Origin of the sequence: Synechococcus sp. UW140, from assembly GCF_900474295.1 — a bacterium.
Taxonomy (GTDB): domain Bacteria; phylum Cyanobacteriota; class Cyanobacteriia; order PCC-6307; family Cyanobiaceae; genus Synechococcus_C.
Window position 1 is genome coordinate 275951 of record NZ_UCOB01000003.1, and the last position, 19039, is coordinate 294989.

19 protein-coding genes are annotated in these 19039 nt (G+C 58.3%); 9 read left to right on the forward strand and 10 right to left on the reverse strand.

Going from position 1 to position 19039, the window contains the following annotated elements; genetic code table 11:
* Window positions 1-51: 51 nt before the first annotated feature.
* Genes DXY10_RS01510 through DXY10_RS01530 form a run of 5 tightly spaced genes read right to left on the reverse strand, consistent with a single transcriptional unit; the run spans window position 52 to window position 3740 of the window.
* Window positions 52-207 carry a hypothetical protein gene (locus tag DXY10_RS01510; protein ID WP_006850288.1) on the reverse strand — a complete coding sequence of 52 codons (156 nt, stop codon included), beginning with the start codon at window positions 205-207 and terminating at the stop codon, window positions 52-54.
* A 35-nt stretch (window positions 208-242) separates the two neighbouring features.
* On the reverse strand, window positions 243-926 hold the full coding sequence (locus DXY10_RS01515) for a DevA family ABC transporter ATP-binding protein (RefSeq protein ID WP_115015261.1): 684 nt from the start codon (window positions 924-926) through the stop codon (window positions 243-245).
* Window positions 926-2098: an ABC transporter permease DevC gene (devC, locus tag DXY10_RS01520; protein ID WP_115015263.1), complete on the reverse strand. Its 1173-nt coding sequence runs from the start codon at window positions 2096-2098 to the stop codon at window positions 926-928. The genes DXY10_RS01515 and devC overlap by 1 nt, the downstream gene beginning before the upstream one ends.
* Entirely contained in the window at window positions 2095-2997 is a 903-nt protein-coding gene (locus DXY10_RS01525; RefSeq protein ID WP_115015264.1) for an HlyD family efflux transporter periplasmic adaptor subunit, read from the reverse strand. Before DXY10_RS01525 ends, devC begins: the two co-directional genes overlap by 4 nt.
* Window positions 2997-3740, reverse strand: a complete 744-nt coding sequence (locus DXY10_RS01530; RefSeq protein WP_170953969.1) for a phycocyanobilin:ferredoxin oxidoreductase — start codon at window positions 3738-3740, stop codon at window positions 2997-2999. The genes DXY10_RS01525 and DXY10_RS01530 overlap by 1 nt, the downstream gene beginning before the upstream one ends.
* 19 nt (window positions 3741-3759) lie before the next feature.
* Between DXY10_RS01530 and DXY10_RS01535 the strand changes: the two genes are divergently transcribed.
* Both DXY10_RS01535 and DXY10_RS01540 read left to right on the forward strand, forming a co-directional pair.
* Window positions 3760-5046 carry a pitrilysin family protein gene (locus DXY10_RS01535; RefSeq protein ID WP_115015266.1) on the forward strand — a complete coding sequence of 429 codons (1287 nt, stop codon included), beginning with the start codon at window positions 3760-3762 and terminating at the stop codon, window positions 5044-5046.
* The gene (locus DXY10_RS01540; protein WP_115015268.1) at window positions 5046-6317 is read left to right on the forward strand and encodes a pitrilysin family protein; all 1272 of its coding nucleotides are present in this window, start codon (window positions 5046-5048) and stop codon (window positions 6315-6317) included. The genes DXY10_RS01535 and DXY10_RS01540 overlap by 1 nt, the downstream gene beginning before the upstream one ends.
* On the opposite strand, the gene DXY10_RS01545 is transcribed toward DXY10_RS01540, so the two are convergent.
* Window positions 6262-6513: a DUF3148 domain-containing protein gene (locus DXY10_RS01545; RefSeq protein WP_115015269.1), complete on the reverse strand. Its 252-nt coding sequence runs from the start codon at window positions 6511-6513 to the stop codon at window positions 6262-6264. The two genes, DXY10_RS01540 and DXY10_RS01545, sit on opposite strands and share 56 nt — an antisense overlap.
* 56 nt (window positions 6514-6569) lie before the next feature.
* Here DXY10_RS01545 and DXY10_RS01550 point away from each other — a divergent pair, with 56 nt between their 5' ends.
* The 4 genes from DXY10_RS01550 to DXY10_RS01565 are packed head-to-tail and all read left to right on the forward strand — an operon-like array spanning window position 6570 to window position 11395.
* Complete coding sequence (locus DXY10_RS01550; RefSeq protein ID WP_115015400.1) at window positions 6570-7136, forward strand: biotin transporter BioY; 567 nt, start codon at window positions 6570-6572, stop codon at window positions 7134-7136.
* The gene (gene lspA, locus DXY10_RS01555) at window positions 7133-7636 is read left to right on the forward strand and encodes a signal peptidase II (protein WP_115015271.1); all 504 of its coding nucleotides are present in this window, start codon (window positions 7133-7135) and stop codon (window positions 7634-7636) included. Before DXY10_RS01550 ends, lspA begins: the two co-directional genes overlap by 4 nt.
* Window positions 7617-9800 carry a transglycosylase domain-containing protein gene (locus DXY10_RS01560; RefSeq protein WP_115015273.1) on the forward strand — a complete coding sequence of 728 codons (2184 nt, stop codon included), beginning with the start codon at window positions 7617-7619 and terminating at the stop codon, window positions 9798-9800. The genes lspA and DXY10_RS01560 overlap by 20 nt, the downstream gene beginning before the upstream one ends.
* Window positions 9797-11395: a YcjF family protein gene (locus DXY10_RS01565; RefSeq protein WP_244281870.1), complete on the forward strand. Its 1599-nt coding sequence runs from the start codon at window positions 9797-9799 to the stop codon at window positions 11393-11395. The genes DXY10_RS01560 and DXY10_RS01565 overlap by 4 nt, the downstream gene beginning before the upstream one ends.
* 90 nt (window positions 11396-11485) lie before the next feature.
* Here DXY10_RS01565 and DXY10_RS01570 read toward each other — a convergent pair whose 3' ends face one another.
* The gene (locus DXY10_RS01570; RefSeq protein WP_115015274.1) at window positions 11486-12922 is read right to left on the reverse strand and encodes an aminotransferase class V-fold PLP-dependent enzyme; all 1437 of its coding nucleotides are present in this window, start codon (window positions 12920-12922) and stop codon (window positions 11486-11488) included.
* A 61-nt stretch (window positions 12923-12983) separates the two neighbouring features.
* Here DXY10_RS01570 and DXY10_RS01575 point away from each other — a divergent pair, with 61 nt between their 5' ends.
* The gene (locus DXY10_RS01575; RefSeq protein ID WP_371411103.1) at window positions 12984-13490 is read left to right on the forward strand and encodes a nucleoside deaminase; all 507 of its coding nucleotides are present in this window, start codon (window positions 12984-12986) and stop codon (window positions 13488-13490) included.
* Here the strand turns inward: DXY10_RS01575 and DXY10_RS01580 are convergent.
* Together DXY10_RS01580 and DXY10_RS01585 are read right to left on the reverse strand one after the other, a co-directional pair.
* Window positions 13432-14616, reverse strand: coding sequence for an alanine--glyoxylate aminotransferase family protein (locus DXY10_RS01580; RefSeq protein ID WP_115015276.1), 1185 nt, complete (start codon window positions 14614-14616; stop codon window positions 13432-13434). The genes DXY10_RS01575 and DXY10_RS01580 overlap by 59 nt on opposite strands.
* Window positions 14617-14695: 79 nt before the next feature.
* Window positions 14696-15220, reverse strand: coding sequence for an allophycocyanin subunit beta (locus DXY10_RS01585; RefSeq protein WP_115015278.1), 525 nt, complete (start codon window positions 15218-15220; stop codon window positions 14696-14698).
* 223 nt (window positions 15221-15443) lie between these two features.
* Here DXY10_RS01585 and glnA point away from each other — a divergent pair, with 223 nt between their 5' ends.
* Window positions 15444-16862 carry a type I glutamate--ammonia ligase gene (glnA, locus tag DXY10_RS01590; RefSeq protein WP_115015280.1) on the forward strand — a complete coding sequence of 473 codons (1419 nt, stop codon included), beginning with the start codon at window positions 15444-15446 and terminating at the stop codon, window positions 16860-16862.
* Window positions 16863-18009: 1147 nt separating this feature from the next.
* Here glnA and DXY10_RS01600 read toward each other — a convergent pair.
* On the reverse strand, window positions 18010-18210 hold the full coding sequence (locus DXY10_RS01600; protein WP_371411104.1) for a DUF3104 domain-containing protein: 201 nt from the start codon (window positions 18208-18210) through the stop codon (window positions 18010-18012).
* 600 nt (window positions 18211-18810) lie between these two features.
* Between DXY10_RS01600 and DXY10_RS01605 the strand changes: the two genes are divergently transcribed.
* The coding region (locus DXY10_RS01605) for a hypothetical protein (RefSeq protein ID WP_136988994.1) at window positions 18811-19039 on the forward strand (229 nt) is incomplete at its 3' end.

Genomic DNA, 19039 nt, shown 5'->3' on the forward strand with positions numbered 1-19039 from the left:
ACATCAAAAAAGGGGGGCGCAAGCCCCCCCTCGGTGCCACGAGGGCGTCGATCAGTCTGCGGCTCCACCGTTGTTGGCAGTACCGGTTACACCGTTGCCTGCACCTTCACCGCGGCCATCGTTACGCATTTTGCGCTTCTTGAATTTGCGGGCGTAGGCGCGGTTGCGCTCCTGCTTTTCCTTCTTGAGGTTCCTGCGCTTGGCCATCGCGGAGTTGATGAACGATTTTGGGTGCCACCAACTTACCCAACCGAGCAGAACAATCGACCGTCTTCCATGCGAACCAGTCGATCCGCCACATCCAAAATGCGAGGGTCGTGGGTCACCATCAGAACGGAACAGGCCTGCTCACGAGCCAGGCGTTTGAGCAAATCCACCACTTCCCGCCCAGTGGTGCTGTCAAGAGCTGCAGTCGGTTCATCCGCCAGCAGAAGCTGGGGATGAGCCGCTAAAGCACGCGCAATCGCCACTCTTTGCTTCTGCCCACCGGAAAGATCGTGAGGCAACTTGTTGAGGTGATCACCAAGGCCCACCTCCCGCAACCATTGCCTCGAGAGGTCACGCCGGGCGAGATAGGAACGATCTTTCAACAGATCTGCGCCCATCTGAACATTCTGTTCGGCTGTCAGACAACGCAGCAGATTGTGGCCTTGGAAGATCATGCCGATGCGTCGCCGTAGCCGCTGACGGGCACCGCGACCGGCAGCGTTAAGCGGTTGACCAAGCACGCACACCTGCCCCTCCTGCACCTTTCGCAAGGCACCGATCAATGTGAGCAGGGTTGTTTTTCCACAACCCGAAGGACCGGTCAGGAGCACAACCTCCCCCGGCTCGATCGTCAACCCCACCGACTGCAGTACTTGGCGCCGATTGGCACCTCTGCCATACCAATGGTTCAGTCCATCGATCGCAACAGTGCTGGCCATCAGAAGATCTCGGCTGGATCGGCATCCACAAGCCGGCGCATTGCCAATCCGGCCGACAACATGCACATCACCAAAATCATGGTGAACACAGTGGTGGCGCGGCTGAGGTCCATGCCAACCGGAAGACGGGTGGCATCTCGCACAAACCAATAGAGAGCCTGGCCAGCCAAATAGGCAGGGATATAGCCGACCAAGGCGAGAATCAACCCTTCGCGAACGACAACACCAACAAGGGTTTTCAGCTGATAGCCCATCGCCATCAATGTGGCGTATTCAGGCAAATGATCACTGACATCGGTGTAAAGCACCTGATAAACGATCACGCATCCCACCACGAACCCCATCGCAGCACCGAGAGTGAAGATGAAGCCGATCGACGTACTGCTGCGCCAGTAGTTCTGTTCAAAATCGATAAAACCCTGCTTGGTGAGCACACGAACGTCGTTAGGCAGAAGTGCCGTCAGTCGCTCCTGCACAGCCAATGGATCCGCCGTTGGCTTGAGCCGAATCAATCCCAGCTCAATGCTGCCCGGAGCCTTGTTGGGCATCAGATCCAAGAATGTCTCAGAACTCGTGAGCAGATTGCCATCGGCACCAAAACTGGTGCCAAGGGAGACCAGGCCTGCCACCCTGACGCGGTTTCCACCGATCTCGCTCTCGACTGTGCGTCCCTGACGAAACCATTCGGCAACAGGTCCGAATTCAGGGCGAGAAAGTTGATCAAAAAGAACACGACCTTTCAAGGAAAGCTTTTGTGAATCCTGAGACAACTCAGGATTCACAAAGAATGGATCCTCTGGGTCGAATCCCAGACCAAGAATGGAACGGGTTGAGAGGTTTTCAGGATTACGCCAAAGCATCAAACTCCAGTGGACAGGTGTAATTCCTTCGACTTGGGGATCGGCCATCGCTTGGATCAAACGCCGTTTTGGGAAACCGGCCATGCGCACCGAACTGGTGGAACGAGGACTAATCAGGACGAGATCTGCATCAAAGCGGCGATGCACCGTGACGCTCGCGTCAAACAACCCGTCACGAAAACCGAGCTGCATGAACATCAAGATGCCGGCAAAACTAATGCCAGCCAAAGCAACAAACAGGCGCACGGGCTGGCGGATCAGCATCAATGACGCCAGCGGTATCCGCCTGCGGTTCCAGAAGCCCAATTTCACTGGGGTTGAAAACGAGCGATCACTTTCATCCCAGCCAGCGTTCTGACCCTTTCAGCGGAAGCCGGATCCAATGTGACGCGCACTTCCACAATCCGAGCATCGGCATCACCCGTGGGGTCGGTCGAAAGCACCTGCCGCTGCCTCACCTGAGGACTGATGCCGATGACCTTGCCAGCGAGGCTTTGCTTGAAACCTCCGTTTTCGCTTGTGAGCGTGACTCTCTGACCAAGTTCAACGCGATTGATATCCGACTCGTACACCTCGATCAAAGCCTGCATCGACTGACTGGCACCGACCTCGATCACGCCATCAGAACCTGGACGTTCCCCGGCACGAGTGTGAATCCGCAACACCAAACCCTCGATGGGTGATCGCAGCTCGCTGTCGGCCAGATCAGCGTCGAGTTTGCGTCGCTCCGCTCGAGCCTGTTGGAGTTGCCCCTGAAAACGAAGCAGTTCATCCCGCTTGTCATCGAGGACCACCAAGGCAGCCGCTCCAACTGAGGCCGCAAGGCGATAACGATCAACCTCCTTGCGCTGCAAACGGATCTCGGCCTGCAGCATGCGAATTCGTGCATCCACAGCCGCGACATCCGCCTGGATCTGGAGACGATTATCAAAGCGAGCCAGCACCTGGCCAGCCTTGACCGCATCCCCTTCATTGATCAGCAATTCAGCCACTCTGGGGGTTCCACCAAAACCACTCACTGGGGCAGCAAGACGACGAATGTCACCAGCGGGCTCGAGTTGGCCAAGAGCTGCAACAGCTTCAGGGGCGCGAGTCACCACAGCCGGGACGGGAGAGCGAGCGGCTTGCTGAGGTCGATTCCAAAACAACAGCCCAACGATCACTGTGAGACCAAGACCACCACTAAGAAGCAGCAGCGTCGGTCGACGCATCAAGGCTCCGGTGGATCGTCGAAGAGCATTTCCTCGATGTAACGATCTGCCCACTCCACGCTGAAGGCCTTCTCCAGGACACGCCGGGTTTTGTCGTTGCGCTTCTGTTGGAGGCAATAGGAGAGCTGACCCTGATGACGATCGATCGTAGAAGGGGCGTCCGGGGCATCGGCGGCTGTGGTCTCCACGGCCTGACGCATCACCTCCAAAAAGTGCCCCACCTGCTCGAGGAACCAACCCTCCTCAACACTGTTCACAGGACGGATGAATCGCACAAAGGGAGAAAAAATCGTTCCCCAAGCCGGTAGCTCTCGCACCTGTTCAAAAGGTGGAAACGTCAACGCCTCCAAGGGTTGACGGATGCTGTCTGGGAGTGTGTCCCGCACAGGTGAAAGATCAACGATGGCCGCTGAAATCCCTGCGGGACTAGCAACGATGTCTGCTCCGAAAATGGGTAGGTCGTAACGGGGATCGGGAAAGAACACGCAGTGGAGAATCTGCAGTCCTAAACCGAGCCGAGCCGTCTCTAAATGAAGCTTGCGCAGACCTCGACATTGATGCAATTCATTGCTGATGGACAGCGAATCACCATCCAAAGTTGCTGTGACCGCCTCAAGTTCTGGGTCGACGACGAGAGGCTGAAGACCTGTCATGGCCCCCCTACATGTGCGGATGCGCTCGGCAAGGGCATCCACCAGAGGATGAAGCTCAAGGGATGTTGACGAGGAGGGAGGCGACGGCACCGGTGCGGTTCAGCACAGAATGGGACTTTGCCACGGGATCCTGAGCCACCCATCCCAAGGTCCAGAACTGACGCACCAAACGTTTGGAAACGGAAGTCGGTGCGTCTTCGCCCCCATGCCGGATGCGGGGCTGACCTGCCTTGATTTCTGGTGTCGTGCCGGCAGTGCCTTCGAAAACAAGGGTGAGGAGGGGCTGGCCCATTTCCTGGAACACATGGTGTTCAAGGGAAGCCGGCAGCTTGGGGCTGGAGATTTCGATCGACGGATCGAAGCCCTTGGTGGCAGTAGCAATGCAGCCACAGGTTTCGATGACGTGCATTTCCATGTGCTCGTTCCACCAGAAGGTGCATGCGAAGCCTTGGAACTTCTGCTTGATCTCGTCCTCGAACCTGCATTGCGCGCTGATGCCTATGGGATGGAACGCGACGTTGTCCTTGAGGAAATTGCCCAATATCGCGATCAACCCGATGAACAGGTCGTCCAGCACTTGCTGGCCTCAAGTTGCGCCAACCATCCCTACGGACGTCCAATTCTTGGTTGGGAGGAGAGTCTGCTGGCCAGCTCACCGGACACGATGGCTGCCTTTCACCAACGTCGCTATCGAGGAACGAACTGCTGCCTGATGGTGGCGGGAGCAATCCCCAAGGGGCTGGAGCAAACCATCAGCGCCAGTCGCCTGGCCTCGCTTGCGACCCAACCAGAGGGTCACCCGAACGGGATCGACGAGACACTGAACTTCCAACGTGGACGGGACACGATCCAGGTCGAGCGATTGGAAGCAGCGAGGTTGCTGATGGCCTGGCCTGCCGCCGCCGCGGATCAACAACATCAGGTGATGGGGATTGATCTGGCCACAACACTTCTGGCCGAAGGTCGACGCAGTCGTCTGGTGGAGCGCCTGCGCGAAGAACTACAGATCGTGGAATCGATCGATATGGACCTGACCACGCTCGAGCAGGGAAGTCTGGTGATGCTGGAAGCCTGCTGCCCTGCTGAGCACATCGAGGAGGTGGAAGCGGAGGTCGACCGCGTGCTTCAAGAGTGCGCATCCACACCCGTTCAGGCCGCTGAAATGGAGCGAGGTCGACAGCTGGTCGGCAACGGTCTTCGCTTCAGCTTGGAGGCTCCCGGTTCTGTGGCTGGCATCGCAGGCCCCCAGGCCCTTTGGCGAGAACCGCAGGATCCATTGAGACCACTTCAAGATCTGCAGAACTGGACTGCGGCTGGCTTGCAATCCGACGTTTTCGGACAGCTGCAGGCCTCCAGGGCCTTCACGTTGGTTGCCCTGCCGGAGGAGGCGAGCTGATGGCACTGCCTGATCTGATCCTCGACCCTCTCGCCACTCCAGGAGTGCTGGCGGCAAAAGCCTTGATCCGCCACGGCAGCGCATCGGACCCAGAGGGACTGCGGGGCGCTCATCAGTTGCTGGGCTCTGTCCTGAGCCGAGGCTGCGGGCCCTACGGACCGATCCAGCTTGCCGACCTGGTGGAGGGATGCGGAGCCGGACTGCGCTGCGACACCCATGAAGATGGCCTGCTGATCAGCCTCAAATGCCGTGATGTTGATGCCGAGAGGCTGTTGCCGGTAATCGGCTGGATGCTCAGACAGCCGCACCTGAGGCCGGATCAAGTTGACCTTGAGAAAGAGCTCAGCCTCCAAGCACTATTGCGCCAAAAGGAGGACGCGTTCCACCTCGCCTATGACGGTTGGCGATCTCTGGCCTACGGGTCCGGCTCCTATGCCCACGATCCCCTTGGAGTGGCTGAGGAACTGAAAGAGATCAGCCCCGACCAACTCCGATGCCTGGCAGCTCAACTGGAAGACCATGGCTCGGTGTTGGCGCTCTCCGGCACCATCCCGGCCAAGCTGCTCAAACTGATGGAGAACCACGAAGCCTTTCAGGAGGCTGGTGCGCAGCCGATCACTATCGCTGCATCAACACCTCGTGGCACAAGCCTGAGAACGGAACAGGGGACCCTAAGCATCAGAGAGCAGACCACTGAACAGGTGGTGCTGATGCTCGGGCAACCCTCACTAGCCCACGGCCACCCTGATGATCCAGGTCTTCGCCTACTTCAAGCCCACCTCGGCCAAGGCATGTCCAGCCTGTTATTCCGCCGGTTACGCGAAGACCACGGCGTTGCTTATGACGTCGGCGTGCACCATCCGGCCCGGGCTGGAGCAGCACCGTTCGTGATGCATGCTGCAACCAGCACGGATCGCTCCAAGCTCTCTCTTCAGCTGCTTTTAGAAAGCTGGAATGAGATGTGTTCCAAACCTCTCGACCCCGATGATCTGCAGCTGGCGAAGGTGAAAGTTCGCGGCCAGCTTGCTCACGCCTCCCAAACCACCGGACAACGGGCGGAGCGTCGAGCCCAACTGAGAGGTCTGGGCTTACCCGATGACCACGACCAACGTTGTTTAGAGATCATGGATGGGCTTGATCCAGGCTCGCTTCAACGGATCGCAGCCGAGCACCTCAGTCGACCACTGCTCAGCCTCTGTGGCCCACAAGCCTCGCTCAGGGTTCTGGAGTCTCAGTGGGAGGCTCGCCAAGGGGAAGCTCGGCAACGCTGAGGTGGTCGTTCGGCACTAGAAAAGTGCCGCGACGGAAACGGACCGCAACGGTTTCCAAGGGCTTCAGACCCACCACTTCGCCTAGTTCATCAGTGGAAACAAGGTCGGGCGGTCGCAACATCGGCATTGGGTCCGCTGTCTTCAGATAGGGCAACGGCCGCACCAGCCGCACCTGATCACCGATCGAAACGTCCATGCTCCATGGGCAATCACCCTCTCCTACTGCAGGATGGGGCCAGCTGAATGCAGCTGGTGCGGGCACTGGCCACCTGGAGCGGCGCATTTGCCGGTCTGATGCTGACCCTTGTTGGCAGCCTGATTCCTGCTGCAATGCTGTGGCCAGGGGTTCCTTTGGAGGTGCTGCCCTTACCCAGCACCTGGCAAGTGCCGGCGCTTTTGATCTGTGCTCTGGTTTGCGGGCCTCGTGCGGGTGTGATCGCCTCAGTGGCCTATCTCACAATCGGCCTCGTGGATCTTCCTGTTTTCCACGACGGAGGAGGCCCCGGCTATCTGCTCAATCCAGGTTTCGGTTATTTGGCTGGTTTTGTACCGGCTGCCTGGCTGTGCGGACGCCTGTCGCAACAGGAAGGGATGAATGATTTGGCGCGTCTGACCCTCGCTGCCATTGCAGGCCTGGTCATGATTCAACTTTGCGGCCTGCTCAATCTTCTTGTTGGTGGCCTGCTCGGCCGCTGGGCCGATCCCCTTCCCGAACTGTTGTTCAGTTATGGGGTAGGCCCTCTTCCCTCGCAGCTGGCCCTCTGTGTTGCAGCAGGCCTGCTTGCCCTTCCCTTGCGTCGCCTTTTGTTGATCGAATGATGCGTTCCGTTCGACGCAAGTTCCTGCCCAATCAGCTCATGCGCGGACCGTTGCTCCTGCTCGGTTTGATCATCGTGATCGTGGATCAGGTGAGCAAAGCCTGGGTAAGACACAGTCTTGAGCCAGGCATTCCCTCTGAATTTCTGCCTGGGCTGATCCAGCTCCGCTGGGTGCGCAACACCGGAGCGGCCTTCAGTCTCTTCAGCGATTCCACCACGTTGCTGGGAGTTCTGAGCCTGTTGGTCGGGGTGACCGTGGTGTTCTGGATCTGGCGCAGCCAGCAACAACCCTTCTGGCAGGGCCTAGCCCTCGCCTTCCTCTTGGGAGGCACGATCGGCAACGGGATCGATCGGTGGAGACTCAACCATGTCACCGACTTTCTAGAACTGGTGCCAGTGTCGTTTCCGATCTTCAATGCAGCGGATATCGCCATCAACCTTGCAGTCGCCTGCTTTGCCATCGATGCCCTAACCCGCCGCCATGAGCACCGTCCCCACTGAGGCGAAAGCAGCTGCAAGCAACCCGATTCAATCCGGGGCCTGGCAATTGGTGCTCCAGCAGGAGGGGGAAGCAGACCGAGAGCTCATCCTGCACGGAGAGGTCTATCGAATCGGCAGGGATCCCGAGCTGGAGATTGCCCTCAACCATCGTGCTGTGAGCCGCAATCATGCGGTGCTTGAGCGCGACCGAAATCACTGGCGCCTCCGAGATCTCAACTCAACCAATGGGCTGTGGTGGCAGGGCAGGCGTATCCACGAGCTGGCGATACGAGACGGTGATCGCGTCAGCCTTGCCCCCGCAGCCGATACCGGTGCTCCGGTGCTCTGCTTCCTGAATCGAAGGGATCGCCTGCACCGCAGCCTGGAAAAAGCTTTAGGCATTGGTGTGCTTGCCGGCCTGGGAAGCGGCTTCCTGTTGCTTCTACTGGCAGCAGTGACCGTGCCGGTGAGAGGCAGGCTGGCGACCGTGCAGGGCCCGATCGCCATCTATGACCGCCATGACGCACCCCTGCTGTCGGTGGATTCGAGTCGGCACCGTGAACTGCCAAGCCTCAACAGTTTCTCGCCCAACCTGATCAAGGCTCTGCTCAGTAGCGAAGACAATCGCTTTTGGTGGCATCCGGGTGTTGATCCGATCGGCACCTTGCGCGCCTTCCTCACCAACTACAGCGGCGGCACGATCAAGGAAGGTGGCAGCAGCATCACCCAACAATTAGCGCGCAGTCTTTACCCCGATCAGGTTGGCCAGGGTGACAGCCTCGGGCGCAAATGGCGTGAACTGCTTGTCACCATCCAGCTGGAAACACGCTTCAGCAAAGGACAACTGCTGCTGAGTTATCTCAACAGGGTGTATCTCGGAGTTGGTTGGGGGTTTGAGGACGCCTCCCAGGCCTATTTCGGCCGATCCGCCACTGACCTCAGCCTTGAACAAGCAGCCCTGCTCGTGGGTCTACTCCCTTCACCAAACGGGCATGATCCCTGCCGATACCCACAGCGGGCACTCAAGGCCCGCAATCGGGTGCTGAACAAGATGGCCGACTCTGGACGGCTCTCGCTCGAACAAGCCAGGCTGGCTCGACGCCGGCCGGTGCAATTAACCAGTTCGTCGTGCAGCGATCAAGCCAGACGCAGGTCCGCTCCCTTCTATACCGATCAAGTGCGGCGAGATCTGAGCGCTCTAGTGGGACCCGATGTGGCTGTTGAGGGCAATTTTCTGATCGAGACCTATCTCGACCCGATGCTGCAGGACGTTGTGCAACGGGAACTCGCTCAGCGACTCAAGGCATCCCAGGAGGTTGGAGTGAGCGAGGGAGCTGCGGTGCTACTCGACAGTCGGTCAGGAGGCGTCTTGGCGATTGCCGGTGGCAAGGATTACCGCAGCAGCCAATTCAACCGTGCCTCCATGGCCGAGCGGCAGCCAGGCAGCACCTTCAAACTGATCACATTCCTGGCCGCCCTGGAACAGGGGATCCAAGCCGCAGACAAAATTGACTGCAGCCCAGTGCGCTGGAGAGGACAGAGATTCAGCAGCGCTTGCAAAGGCAAGATCAGCCTCAACCAGGCCTTCGCCACCAGCAGCAACACAGCAACGCTTCGCCTTGCCCAACGCGTCGGCCTGGAGCAAGTGGTGCAACAAGCCAGGCGTCTTGGCATCAGCACCCCCCTGGACCCAGTGCCGGGTCTTGCCCTTGGACAGAGTGAAGTGCGTTTGATCGAGCTGTCGGCCGCATACGCGGCCATTGCCAACGATGGCCTCTGGCATCAACCCAGCACGATTCGGCGCCTGGTGGATGCCGAAACCTGTCGGGTGCAACAGCTCAAAGACTGCGGAAGTCTGGGAGGGAGCACCACCACCATCACCGGAGCCCGGCAGGCGGTGCGGCAGCCAATCGCTCGGGCGATGCAGGCAATGCTGCGCAGTGTTGTGCGATCAGGGACTGGTCGTGGGGCCCAACTCGGTGGCCAGGAAGGCGGGAAAACAGGAACGACCAACGACGGGCGTGACCTGCTGTTCATCGGTTATGAACCCAAACGCCACTGGGTACTCGGCATCTGGCTCGGCAACGATGACAACACCCCCACAGCAGCATCCAGTGCCTTGGCAGCATCCCTTTGGGGCGACATCATGCGAGCGGCAGATCGGGGCACTAACACCACACCGTGAAGTCGAACACACGCTGGCTGTTCTGGGCAGGCGGTGCCCTTGTCGCCCTTGTGGTGCTTGGAATGGTGCTGCAAGCCGTTCGCAATCTCCTCTGGGACTTGAGCTACTGGCTCCCCCCCTGGATGGTGGGCCCGGTGCTGCTGCTCGCCGCCGGGCTGATCGTGGCACTGATCAGCCAGATCGGATGGCCCTGGTACAAGGCATGGAAACGGGAGCTTGACGGGCGCAATGACCCAACCACCCAGTTGCCTGCACCACCCGACACACGCCGTCAGGCCGCCGAACAAAGCCTCGAGAGCATCGACCGCCTCCTGGACAAGCTGGATGATGCAGTCAGTCGCGAGGGCCTACGTCAGGAAAGGGAACGGGTTGCCCAAGAACTGAAGCGTGGAGATCTCACCGTCGTCGTCTTCGGCACTGGATCGAGCGGGAAAACATCCCTGATCCGGGCACTGCTCAATGAAATTGTGGGAGATGTGGGAGCCGCCATGGGCACCACAACAGAAACACGAACTTATCGGTTACGCCTCAAGGGGATCCGTCGTGGCCTGCTGCTGCTGGATACACCAGGGATTCTTGAGAGTGGAACGGATGGTCGCGAGCGGGAGCAGGAAGCGCGCCGTCGGGCCAGCAGGGCTGATCTGATGTTGGTTGTCGTCGATGGTGACCTGCGCGCCGCTGAGCTGGCGGTGACACGTCATCTGGCCAGCCTCGGCAAACGCCTGCTGCTCGTGCTGAACAAATGTGATCTGCGCGGCGAGGAGGAGGAGCGCCGATTGCTGGCGCTCCTCCAGCAACGTTGTGCCGATCTGCTCAGTCCCGCCGACGTGATCGCCGCAAGTGCCTCGCCACAGTCGGTGCCAAGACCTGGTCAACAGCCGTGGCAACCGCCTCCAGAAGTCGAGGCTCTGCTGCGTCGTCTTGCCAGCGTCCTCCATGCTGATGGTGAGGAGCTTCTGGCGGACAACATCCTTCTTCAGTGCCGACATCTCGGTGAAACCGGACGTCATCTACTCGATCAGCAACGTCAAATGGAGGCACGACGCTGCGTGGACCGATACAGCTGGATCAGCGGCGGCCTCGTGGCTGCAACCCCACTCCCCGGAGTGGACCTTCTCGGCACCGCTGCGGTCAATGCCCAGATGGTGATCGAGGTGGCGGGAGTCTATGGCGTCACCCTGAACCGCAGCCGTGCTCAAGAACTCGCCGTATCCGTTGGCAGGACGCTTGCTGGTGTGGGGGTGGTGAAAGGAGGAATCTCTCTGATTGGCACAGCCCTCAGCTTGAACCTGCCAACGCTGTTGCTTGGCAGAGCTGTGCAGGGTGTGGCGGCCGCCTGGCTCACGCGCATCGCTGGAGCGAGCTTCATCACCTACTTCCAACAGGACCAGGACTGGGGGGACGGTGGGGTACAAGATGTGGTCCAACACCACTACGACCTCAACCGGAGGGAGTCTGCTCTGGAGCGCTTTCTTCAGACCGCTGTGAAGAGGGTTGTGGAACCACTGCAACGCCAAGTGCAGAGGAAGCTTCCACCACGCCCAGGGCCTCGGGCGGAGGCGGAAGCATCGGACCACGGGAATCCAGGACTGTGATGAGGAGCAAATAGAGCACTCCGATTGCGACAGACAGCGCTCCGGTCACAATCGCCACCCATCGTCCTCGCGGTGATGCCGGTGCTGCCATCAAGCGAACTCCCTGGCCGAAGCATTCAGAGTCTCCGCCAACTGTCGCAAGTGGCTGGTTTGGGTATGAGGATTGCCCAGCACAGCCTTGAGGTAATGAAAGCCGGCGTAGACGGGTCGTGAAAGCATCAGTTTTTGCGTCAACAGGCGCTGACGGGTTTTCAGCGACCAAGCCTCAATCTCTGAAGCACTGCCCTGCAACGGACGACAAGCAAGCAAATGGAGCGGACCACTGCTCACTTGGAGCAGGGAACCATCCAGGGAGGTCTCAAGACTTTGACGCCGTTCCACAGCAGAGGTGAGCAGCGAGGCGAGTCCTTTTTCGCCCAATTGGCGGAGCCCCAGCCAGAGTTTGAGCACTTCGGCCGGCCGCGTGCCTTGCAGCCCTTGCTCGCCGCCATGGCCATCCCCCCAGGCAGGCTCCATGTAGGGCAAACCCGTTGCGAACGCATCCGCGAGGGTTGTGCGATCCGCCACAAGCAACAGTGAAGAGGTTTTGGTGATCCCAAGCAACTTCTGGGGATTGACGGTGATCGAATCCGCCAGACCCAGCCCCTCCAGCAGGGGGGCGGTGGTGGCCGACAACGCGAAGATCGCCCCGATCGCGCCATCCACATGCAACCAAAGTTGCTCACGCCGGCAGAAATCGGCCAGATCGCGCAGGGGGTCGATGGCACCACGCACGGTTGTACCCGCAGTCGCAACAACCGCCAGACATGGGCGCTGCTGGGATCGAAGGGTCTTCAATCGCGTCTGGAGCAGATCAACCTGGAGACGGCCATCGTCATCCACAGGGATGGTCTGAAGCGCATCGGGGCGCAATCCCATCACCCGAACCGCCTTCGCGAGGGAAACATGGGAATCGGCACTGGCGAGCACAACCGCATCAGGATTGTGAGCGAGGCCGAGATGATGGCGGGCCACGACCAAAGCATTCAGATTGCTGAGGCTGCCGCCGCTGGCCGGTACCCCGCCAGCGGAGACTGGCAAACCAAGGCGACTGGCGAACCAGTTGCAGAGATGCCGCTCCAGCCTGGTGAGGCTGGGAGACAATTCTTCAGCGAGAAGATTGTTGTTGAGCCCCGCACAGATCAAATCAGCGGCAATGGATGCGGTGAGTGGAGGCGGATCGAGATGGGCGAGAGCACCTGGATGGGAGGGCTGGAAGGCTCCGTCCATCACCCATTGAAGATCGTCCAGCAAACGGCTGCTGGACACCCCCTCCTGTTCAGGCACCACGTCGGGGAGCACCGACAGCGTTGGTAAGGGGCCACGACAGTGTGCGTCGCCAAGCCAGCGGCAGAGCTGAGAGGACGCCTGATGGAGGAAACGCTCCAGATCGGGATCCAAACCCAACGGCGAGGCGAAAGGAGCGAGGGGCTCGGTCGTTGAGGGCTGGAGATTGCCGACCAAGGGCTCGCGATCAACAGCAGTCATTCTCCACCGTGATGGCACATTGACCAAAGCGAAACCTGGATTCGAAGGCTTGAACGGACCGGTGACACTGAATCAGGAGCAACAGAAGTTTTGGATGGGACTGCTGCTCAGACGGGCAGAAGCGATCGGCCGTGAAGGAGAAGTACCAGTGAGCGCAGTGATTCTCGACAGGCGCGGACACTGCATCGGATTCGGAGGCAACACCCGTGAGCGGGACCAAGATCCCCTCGGCCATGCTGAACTCGTGGCGATGCGTCAAGCCAGCCGTCTGAGAGGCGACTGGCGTTTCAATGACTGCACACTGCTGGTGACTTTGGAACCCTGCCCAATGTGCGCCGGTGCCCTGGTGCAGGCCCGAGTGGGTCATCTGATCTATGCGGCCAAAGATCCAAAACGCGGGGCGATGGGCAGCACCATGAACCTGGCAGAACACTGCAGCGCCCATCACGTCATGCAAGTGACAGGCGGTGTTCTGGAGGAGCAGGCCAGCGCCATGCTGGCCACGTGGTTCAGGCAGCGGCGACGGCGCCCAGACGGAAGCGTGGAAGCTCGGTCTCGAACAAGTTGAGCAGTCGATTCACGTTGTCGGGCTTGGAGTTGTAGCCCATCAGGCCTATGCGCCAGATCTTGCCTGCAAGGGTGCCGAGGCCACCGCCGACTTCAATGCCGTGCTCATTGAGCAGATGTTGAGTGAACGCCTTGCCGTCGACGCCCTCAGGGATACGAACCGTGGTGAGCGTAGGCAGACGCAAATGCTCAGGGGCATGCATCACAAGGCCCTGACTCTCAAGACCAGCCCAGAGGGCTTCAGCATTAGTGCGATGACGTGCCCAGGCCTGTTCCAGGCCCTCTTCGGCGAGCAAGCGCAGTGCTTCCCGCATACCGAAGTTCATGTTGACAGGTGCGGTGTGGTGATAAACCCTGTCACTGCCCCAGTACTGGTTGAGCAGAGAGACATCGAGATACCAGTTGGGCACCTTGTCTTTACGGGCAGCCAGCTTCTCTTCCGCGCGCGGCCCCATGGTGAACGGGCCAAGCCCTGGAGGGCAGCTCAGACCTTTCTGGCTGCAGCTATAGGCCAGATCCACCTTCCAGTCGTCAAGGAAGACGGGGACTCCTCCCAGGGACGTGACCGTATCCAGCAAGAGCAAACAATTGTGCTTGCGACAGAGATCTCCGATCCCATCCATCGGCTGGCAAATACCAGTCGATGTCTCGGCATGCACCATCGCGAGGATCGCAGGCTTGTGCTCAATCAGAGCGGCTTCGATGTCCTCAAACGCGAAGGCTTCACCCCAGGGCTTCTCAACAACCCGCACATCGGCTCGATATCGGCCGGCCATATCAACCAGACGATTGCCGAAGTAGCCCTTCACCGCCACCAAAACCCTGTCTCCGGGCTCGATGGTGTTAGCGAGGGTCGCCTCCATGGCGGAACTGCCCGTGCCACTCATGGGCAGGGTGAGGCGATTGTCGGTCTGCCAGGCGTAGCGGAGGAGTTCTTGAACCTCCGCCATCAACTCCACATACAGCGGGTCGAGGTGGCCGATCGGTGTGCGGGACAAGGCCCGAAGCACCGTGGGGTCAGCATTGGATGGCCCTGGGCCCAGCAACAACCGATCAGGCGTTGCTATCGGGCTCAGAGACCGGCGATGGCACGGATCAACCGAGGGGTGAGAGTGCGATGTCGCCAAAGCCCAAGAAGCAAATCGTGCGAAGCAGCCTACGCAGTCAGCTCACCCACTCTGAAATAAATGTTGGATTGCAACGCGATCAGCGCTTGCGAACGTCGGTCGCTGCCAATCCCTCAGCCATGTGTTCAAAAGGCTGACGCACTAGAGGGCAGCGTTCAATTGCGAGCCCGTCGGCAAGGAGCATCTCGCAGACAACGTCAGCAAGAAGGACAATGCTGCGCACGGTGGGACCGGTGGGAACTCCCAGGCTCTTGTAGGTGTCATCAAGACCATTGAGGACACGTTCGTTGAGAATCGTGCTGTCTCCGGCCACCAGCGCATAGCTGGCGTAACGCAGGAAATAGTCCATGTCGCGAAGGCAGGCAGCCAGGCGACGGGTGGTGTAAGCATTGCCACCAGGCAAGAGAAGCTCTGGATCACCCTTGAAGAGTCTTTGGCTAGCTTCGCGAACGATTTCGGTGGCTTCGCGATTGATCAGCTCTACGGCTTGCAAGCGCAAGCTCGATTCACCGAGATAGCCATCGATGCTGTCAATGGCGTTGCGATCGAGATAACGACCTAACTGGTCGTAACGACCGATCAACCCGGTGATGGCATCACGCATGGCGAAGGCTTTAACGGTATCAGGATGAAACGTAACACCATCAATCGGCGCAGAACCCCGATGCGCGCTGCGATGTCACCAAGTTGACAGAAACGGTTACCAATCCTGCCTGAATCGACAAGCCAAAGCGTCCAACAGAAAAAGTGTGCCCCTTGATACAAAAACCCCCCTAATGGCTGCTTACGGTCGTTTGGACACTTAATGGTGAGCCTCGCTGGATCCCATGGGCAAGACCGCACAGGACGTTCTCAACGCAATCAAGAACGAAGGCATTGAACTGATTGACCTGAAGTTCACTGACCTGCACGGGAAGTGGCAGCACCTCACAGTCTGCGCCGATCTGGTGGATGAGGACGCCTTCCGAGATGGCCTCGCGTTCGATGGCTCTTCCATCCGCGGGTGGAAGGCCATCAACAAATCCGACATGTCGATGGTTCCAGACCCCAGCACCGCCTGGGTGGATCCCTTCTATCGCCACAAGACGTTGAGCATGATCTGCTCAATTCAAGACCCACGCACTGGGAAGCCATACGATCGCTGCCCCCGAGCCCTGGCCCAGAAGGCTCTGAACTACATGGCCAGCACCGGCCTGGCCGATACCGCCTTCTTTGGTCCCGAGCCTGAGTTTTTCATCTTCGACGACGTTCGCTACGAAAGTGCCAACGGCTCAAGCTCCTATAGCGTCGACTCGATCGAGGCTCCCTGGAATACCAACCGGGTTGAGGAAGGCGGCAACCTCGCCAACAAGATTCAGCTGAAAGAGGGTTACTTTCCCGTTTCGCCGAACGACACATCCCAAGACATCCGCAGCGAAATGCTGCTGACCATGGGCTCCCTTGGTGTTCCCATCGAGAAACAGCACCACGAAGTCGCCACAGCACAGCACGAACTCGGCATGAAGTTCGCTGAGCTCATCCAGGCTGCAGACAACGTCATGACGTACAAGTACGTCGTGCGCAATGTGGCCAAGAAGTACGGCAAAACGGCCACCTTCATGCCGAAGCCAATCTTCGCTGACAACGGCAGTGGCATGCATGTGCACCAAAGCCTTTGGAAAGCAGGTCAACCGTTGTTCTTCGCCCCAGGCACGTACGCCGACCTGTCGGATACAGCACGCTGGTACATCGGCGGCATCCTCAAGCACGCCCCTTCCTTCCTGGCCTTCACCAACCCCACAACCAATAGCTACAAGCGGCTTGTGCCTGGCTTTGAAGCACCGGTGAATCTGGTGTACTCCGAGGGCAACCGCTCCGCAGCCGTGCGCATCCCGCTCACAGGTCCTAGCCCCAAAGCCAAGCGCCTTGAGTTCCGCTCCGGCGATGCTCTAGCCAACCCTTACCTGGCCTTCAGCGCCATGATGATGGCTGGACTCGACGGGATTAAAAACCAACTCGACCCAGGCGATGGCCTCGACAAAGATCTGTTCGAGATGCCTGCGGAAGAACTGGCCAAGATCGATACGGTGCCCGCTTCACTGAACGGTGCTCTGGAAGCGCTTCATGCAGATCACCACTATCTGCTTGAAGGTGGCGTCTTCACGCAAGACTTCATCGACAACTGGATTGACATTAAGTACGAGGAAGTTCAACAGCTTCGCCAGCGCCCCCATCCCCACGAGTTCACCATGTACTACGACGCCTGATCAAACAGGATTAGTAGCACTAGCAGACTTGATTGTCTCTCAATGGCTCCCAAAACGGGAGCCATTTTTTTGAGTGGGAATCGATTAACAGCCAGTTCAGAACTGCTTGGGCCTGGTGTCTAGCGACCTTCAGAGCCCGATTCATTGGATCGCTGACAAACACGTTCAATCCTTACAAGCTCAGCAACTGAATCGAGGCTTTCATTCCCGTCAGCGTCATTCTCTCCTAATCCACTCACCCACCAGTAGGTCGCTGGATTAGGGGATATTTCGTCTGTTCTAAGGCACTTGTGCACTGCTGGCCCCTATATCTCCAAAGGCCACGATGCGCTCCTACCCTCTGCCTTTACTGGTGAGCATCCGAATGCCATCAATACCAGAAGGACGTGGGTCTTCATCGCTATCCTTTCTTGTTAAATCACTATAGCGTCAAAACTACTTACTTAAATGCGGGTGAATTAGGATAAAGCCTCTTCAATTCTCCGCAGATCAAATTTGTATAGTCAGTAACTAACCGAACCGCATCTTTTGCGCTAAGATCATATGAGTCCCAATAATATCTTGACTTTTCAAGGTTCTCACAGTCAAGAAATCCAACCCCAGAGAAGGATCTGCCTTTCATAGAAAGCCCGAGATTGTCGTAATCAAATCGAACAGCAAACACCTTTAAATGTGGAGACCAAATGAAAGTAGTTGATCCACTTGGGTTACCCGCTTTCTCAGCTTTCAGAGTTAACGTTCCACCGTCCCACTCGGCGGCAGCCGCAGTAGTCACTAGAGAACCTGAGGCGGATAGCAAGAGTCCTAGGGCAAACAACTTGATTCGCATAACTACTAGGCAGCTATACTGAATCTAGGCATACGACATTCTGATTGCTGAGACCTAAATAGCACCGGTTTGCAAGATGCCACTCTCTGAATACCTTGGGGCTTGGTCTCCGTTTGGTTGACTCCAATGCCAGAGAACTGGATTCCAGGGCTTCAGCCTCCTAAGCCCTCCGCTGCCGACCTCAAGAAAGGACCAACTGTCGAGGGTGTCTCTGAAGAGGGAAAGAACGAGAAAGTCATCTCTCTGGAAGAACTAGTGCAAGCCAAGGAATCAGGCTTCGAGGTTCCCAATGAAGGACGTGCCCCCGACTTCTAGGGCTCAGTCGCTTCTCGGCAGGATTTGAGTCACGAGGTCTGCGTTGACCCAGCGGATCACCTGGCCCATCCACCAATCCTTGTCAGACTTCTCGCCGGTCAGATAGTCGTGTTTCACGATCACCGTCATGCCTGGAGCCACGCTCAAGAAGATCGGCTGATCTGAAGGGTCCTGTTGGTTGTAGATCCCGTGATCGGCTGACACGCTCTCGAAGCTAGGACGCCTGTACTAGGCACTCAATGATGATCTGGTCAGTTGTCACCAAAGCTGTCACCAAAACGGCAGAATCATGATAGAAGCAGAATCCAGGCTGTGACTTGTGTTTTAGCGATGTTGGCAGTGTATTAAGACATTCACCATGTACTACGACGCCTGATCAAACAGGATTAGTAGCACTAGCAGACTTGATTGTCTCTCAATGGCTCCCAAAACGGGAGCCATTTTTTTGAGTGGGAATCGATTAACAGCCAGTTCAGAACTGCTTGGGCCTGGTGTCTAGCGACCTTCAGAGCCCGATTCATTGGATCGCTGACAAACACGTTCAATCCTTACAAGCTCAGCAGTGGTGCCCACTAGCCGGACGGTCATCAAGAGATTGCGCTGAATGGATGAATATCCACTCTCTGGTGGGCTGCAACCTGCGCCAGAGCAAGATTTCGCAGGGCGAACATCGCAGATAAGGAGCCTCCAGTGCCCACCGAACTGGCAGACGGAAGGGAGTGGGGGCAGGGGCATCTGAGGCCTGTTCTGTACATCCACTGAATGGCGTTTGCGCTGATGTGAGCAAGCGCACAGCAGGAGGGGATGGAGGTCATCAGCTGCAGAGCTGAAAGCGGAGATGGTGAATGCATCGGAGGGAGCGATCCCGCCCCACGCATCACCGCCATCAGAGCAATGACCATGATCAAAACCATCGCCGCCGCTGCTGCCTCCCTCGCCGCTGGTGCCACCTTGATGAGCGTTGCAGGCCCTGCTGCGCAAGCCAATCCCTACAACAGCTTTGGCCGTGCCGGCGGCTGTGATTCTGTCGCTA

Coding starts and splice junctions, on each gene's coding strand:
- lspA (WP_115015271.1), top strand. CDS start 7,133: ATGATGCGTTCCGTTCGACGCAAGTTCCTGCCCAATCAGCTCATGCGC.
- glnA (WP_115015280.1), top strand. CDS start 15,444: ATGGGCAAGACCGCACAGGACGTTCTCAACGCAATCAAGAACGAAGGC.
- DXY10_RS01510 (WP_006850288.1), bottom strand. CDS start 207: ATGGCCAAGCGCAGGAACCTCAAGAAGGAAAAGCAGGAGCGCAACCGC.
- DXY10_RS01540 (WP_115015268.1), top strand. CDS start 5,046: ATGGCACTGCCTGATCTGATCCTCGACCCTCTCGCCACTCCAGGAGTG.
- DXY10_RS01525 (WP_115015264.1), bottom strand. CDS start 2,997: ATGCGTCGACCGACGCTGCTGCTTCTTAGTGGTGGTCTTGGTCTCACA.
- DXY10_RS01515 (WP_115015261.1), bottom strand. CDS start 926: ATGGCCAGCACTGTTGCGATCGATGGACTGAACCATTGGTATGGCAGA.
- DXY10_RS01545 (WP_115015269.1), bottom strand. CDS start 6,513: ATGGACGTTTCGATCGGTGATCAGGTGCGGCTGGTGCGGCCGTTGCCC.
- DXY10_RS01585 (WP_115015278.1), bottom strand. CDS start 15,220: ATGCGTGATGCCATCACCGGGTTGATCGGTCGTTACGACCAGTTAGGT.
- DXY10_RS01535 (WP_115015266.1), top strand. CDS start 3,760: ATGGGACTTTGCCACGGGATCCTGAGCCACCCATCCCAAGGTCCAGAA.
- DXY10_RS01570 (WP_115015274.1), bottom strand. CDS start 12,922: ATGACTGCTGTTGATCGCGAGCCCTTGGTCGGCAATCTCCAGCCCTCA.
- DXY10_RS01560 (WP_115015273.1), top strand. CDS start 7,617: ATGAGCACCGTCCCCACTGAGGCGAAAGCAGCTGCAAGCAACCCGATT.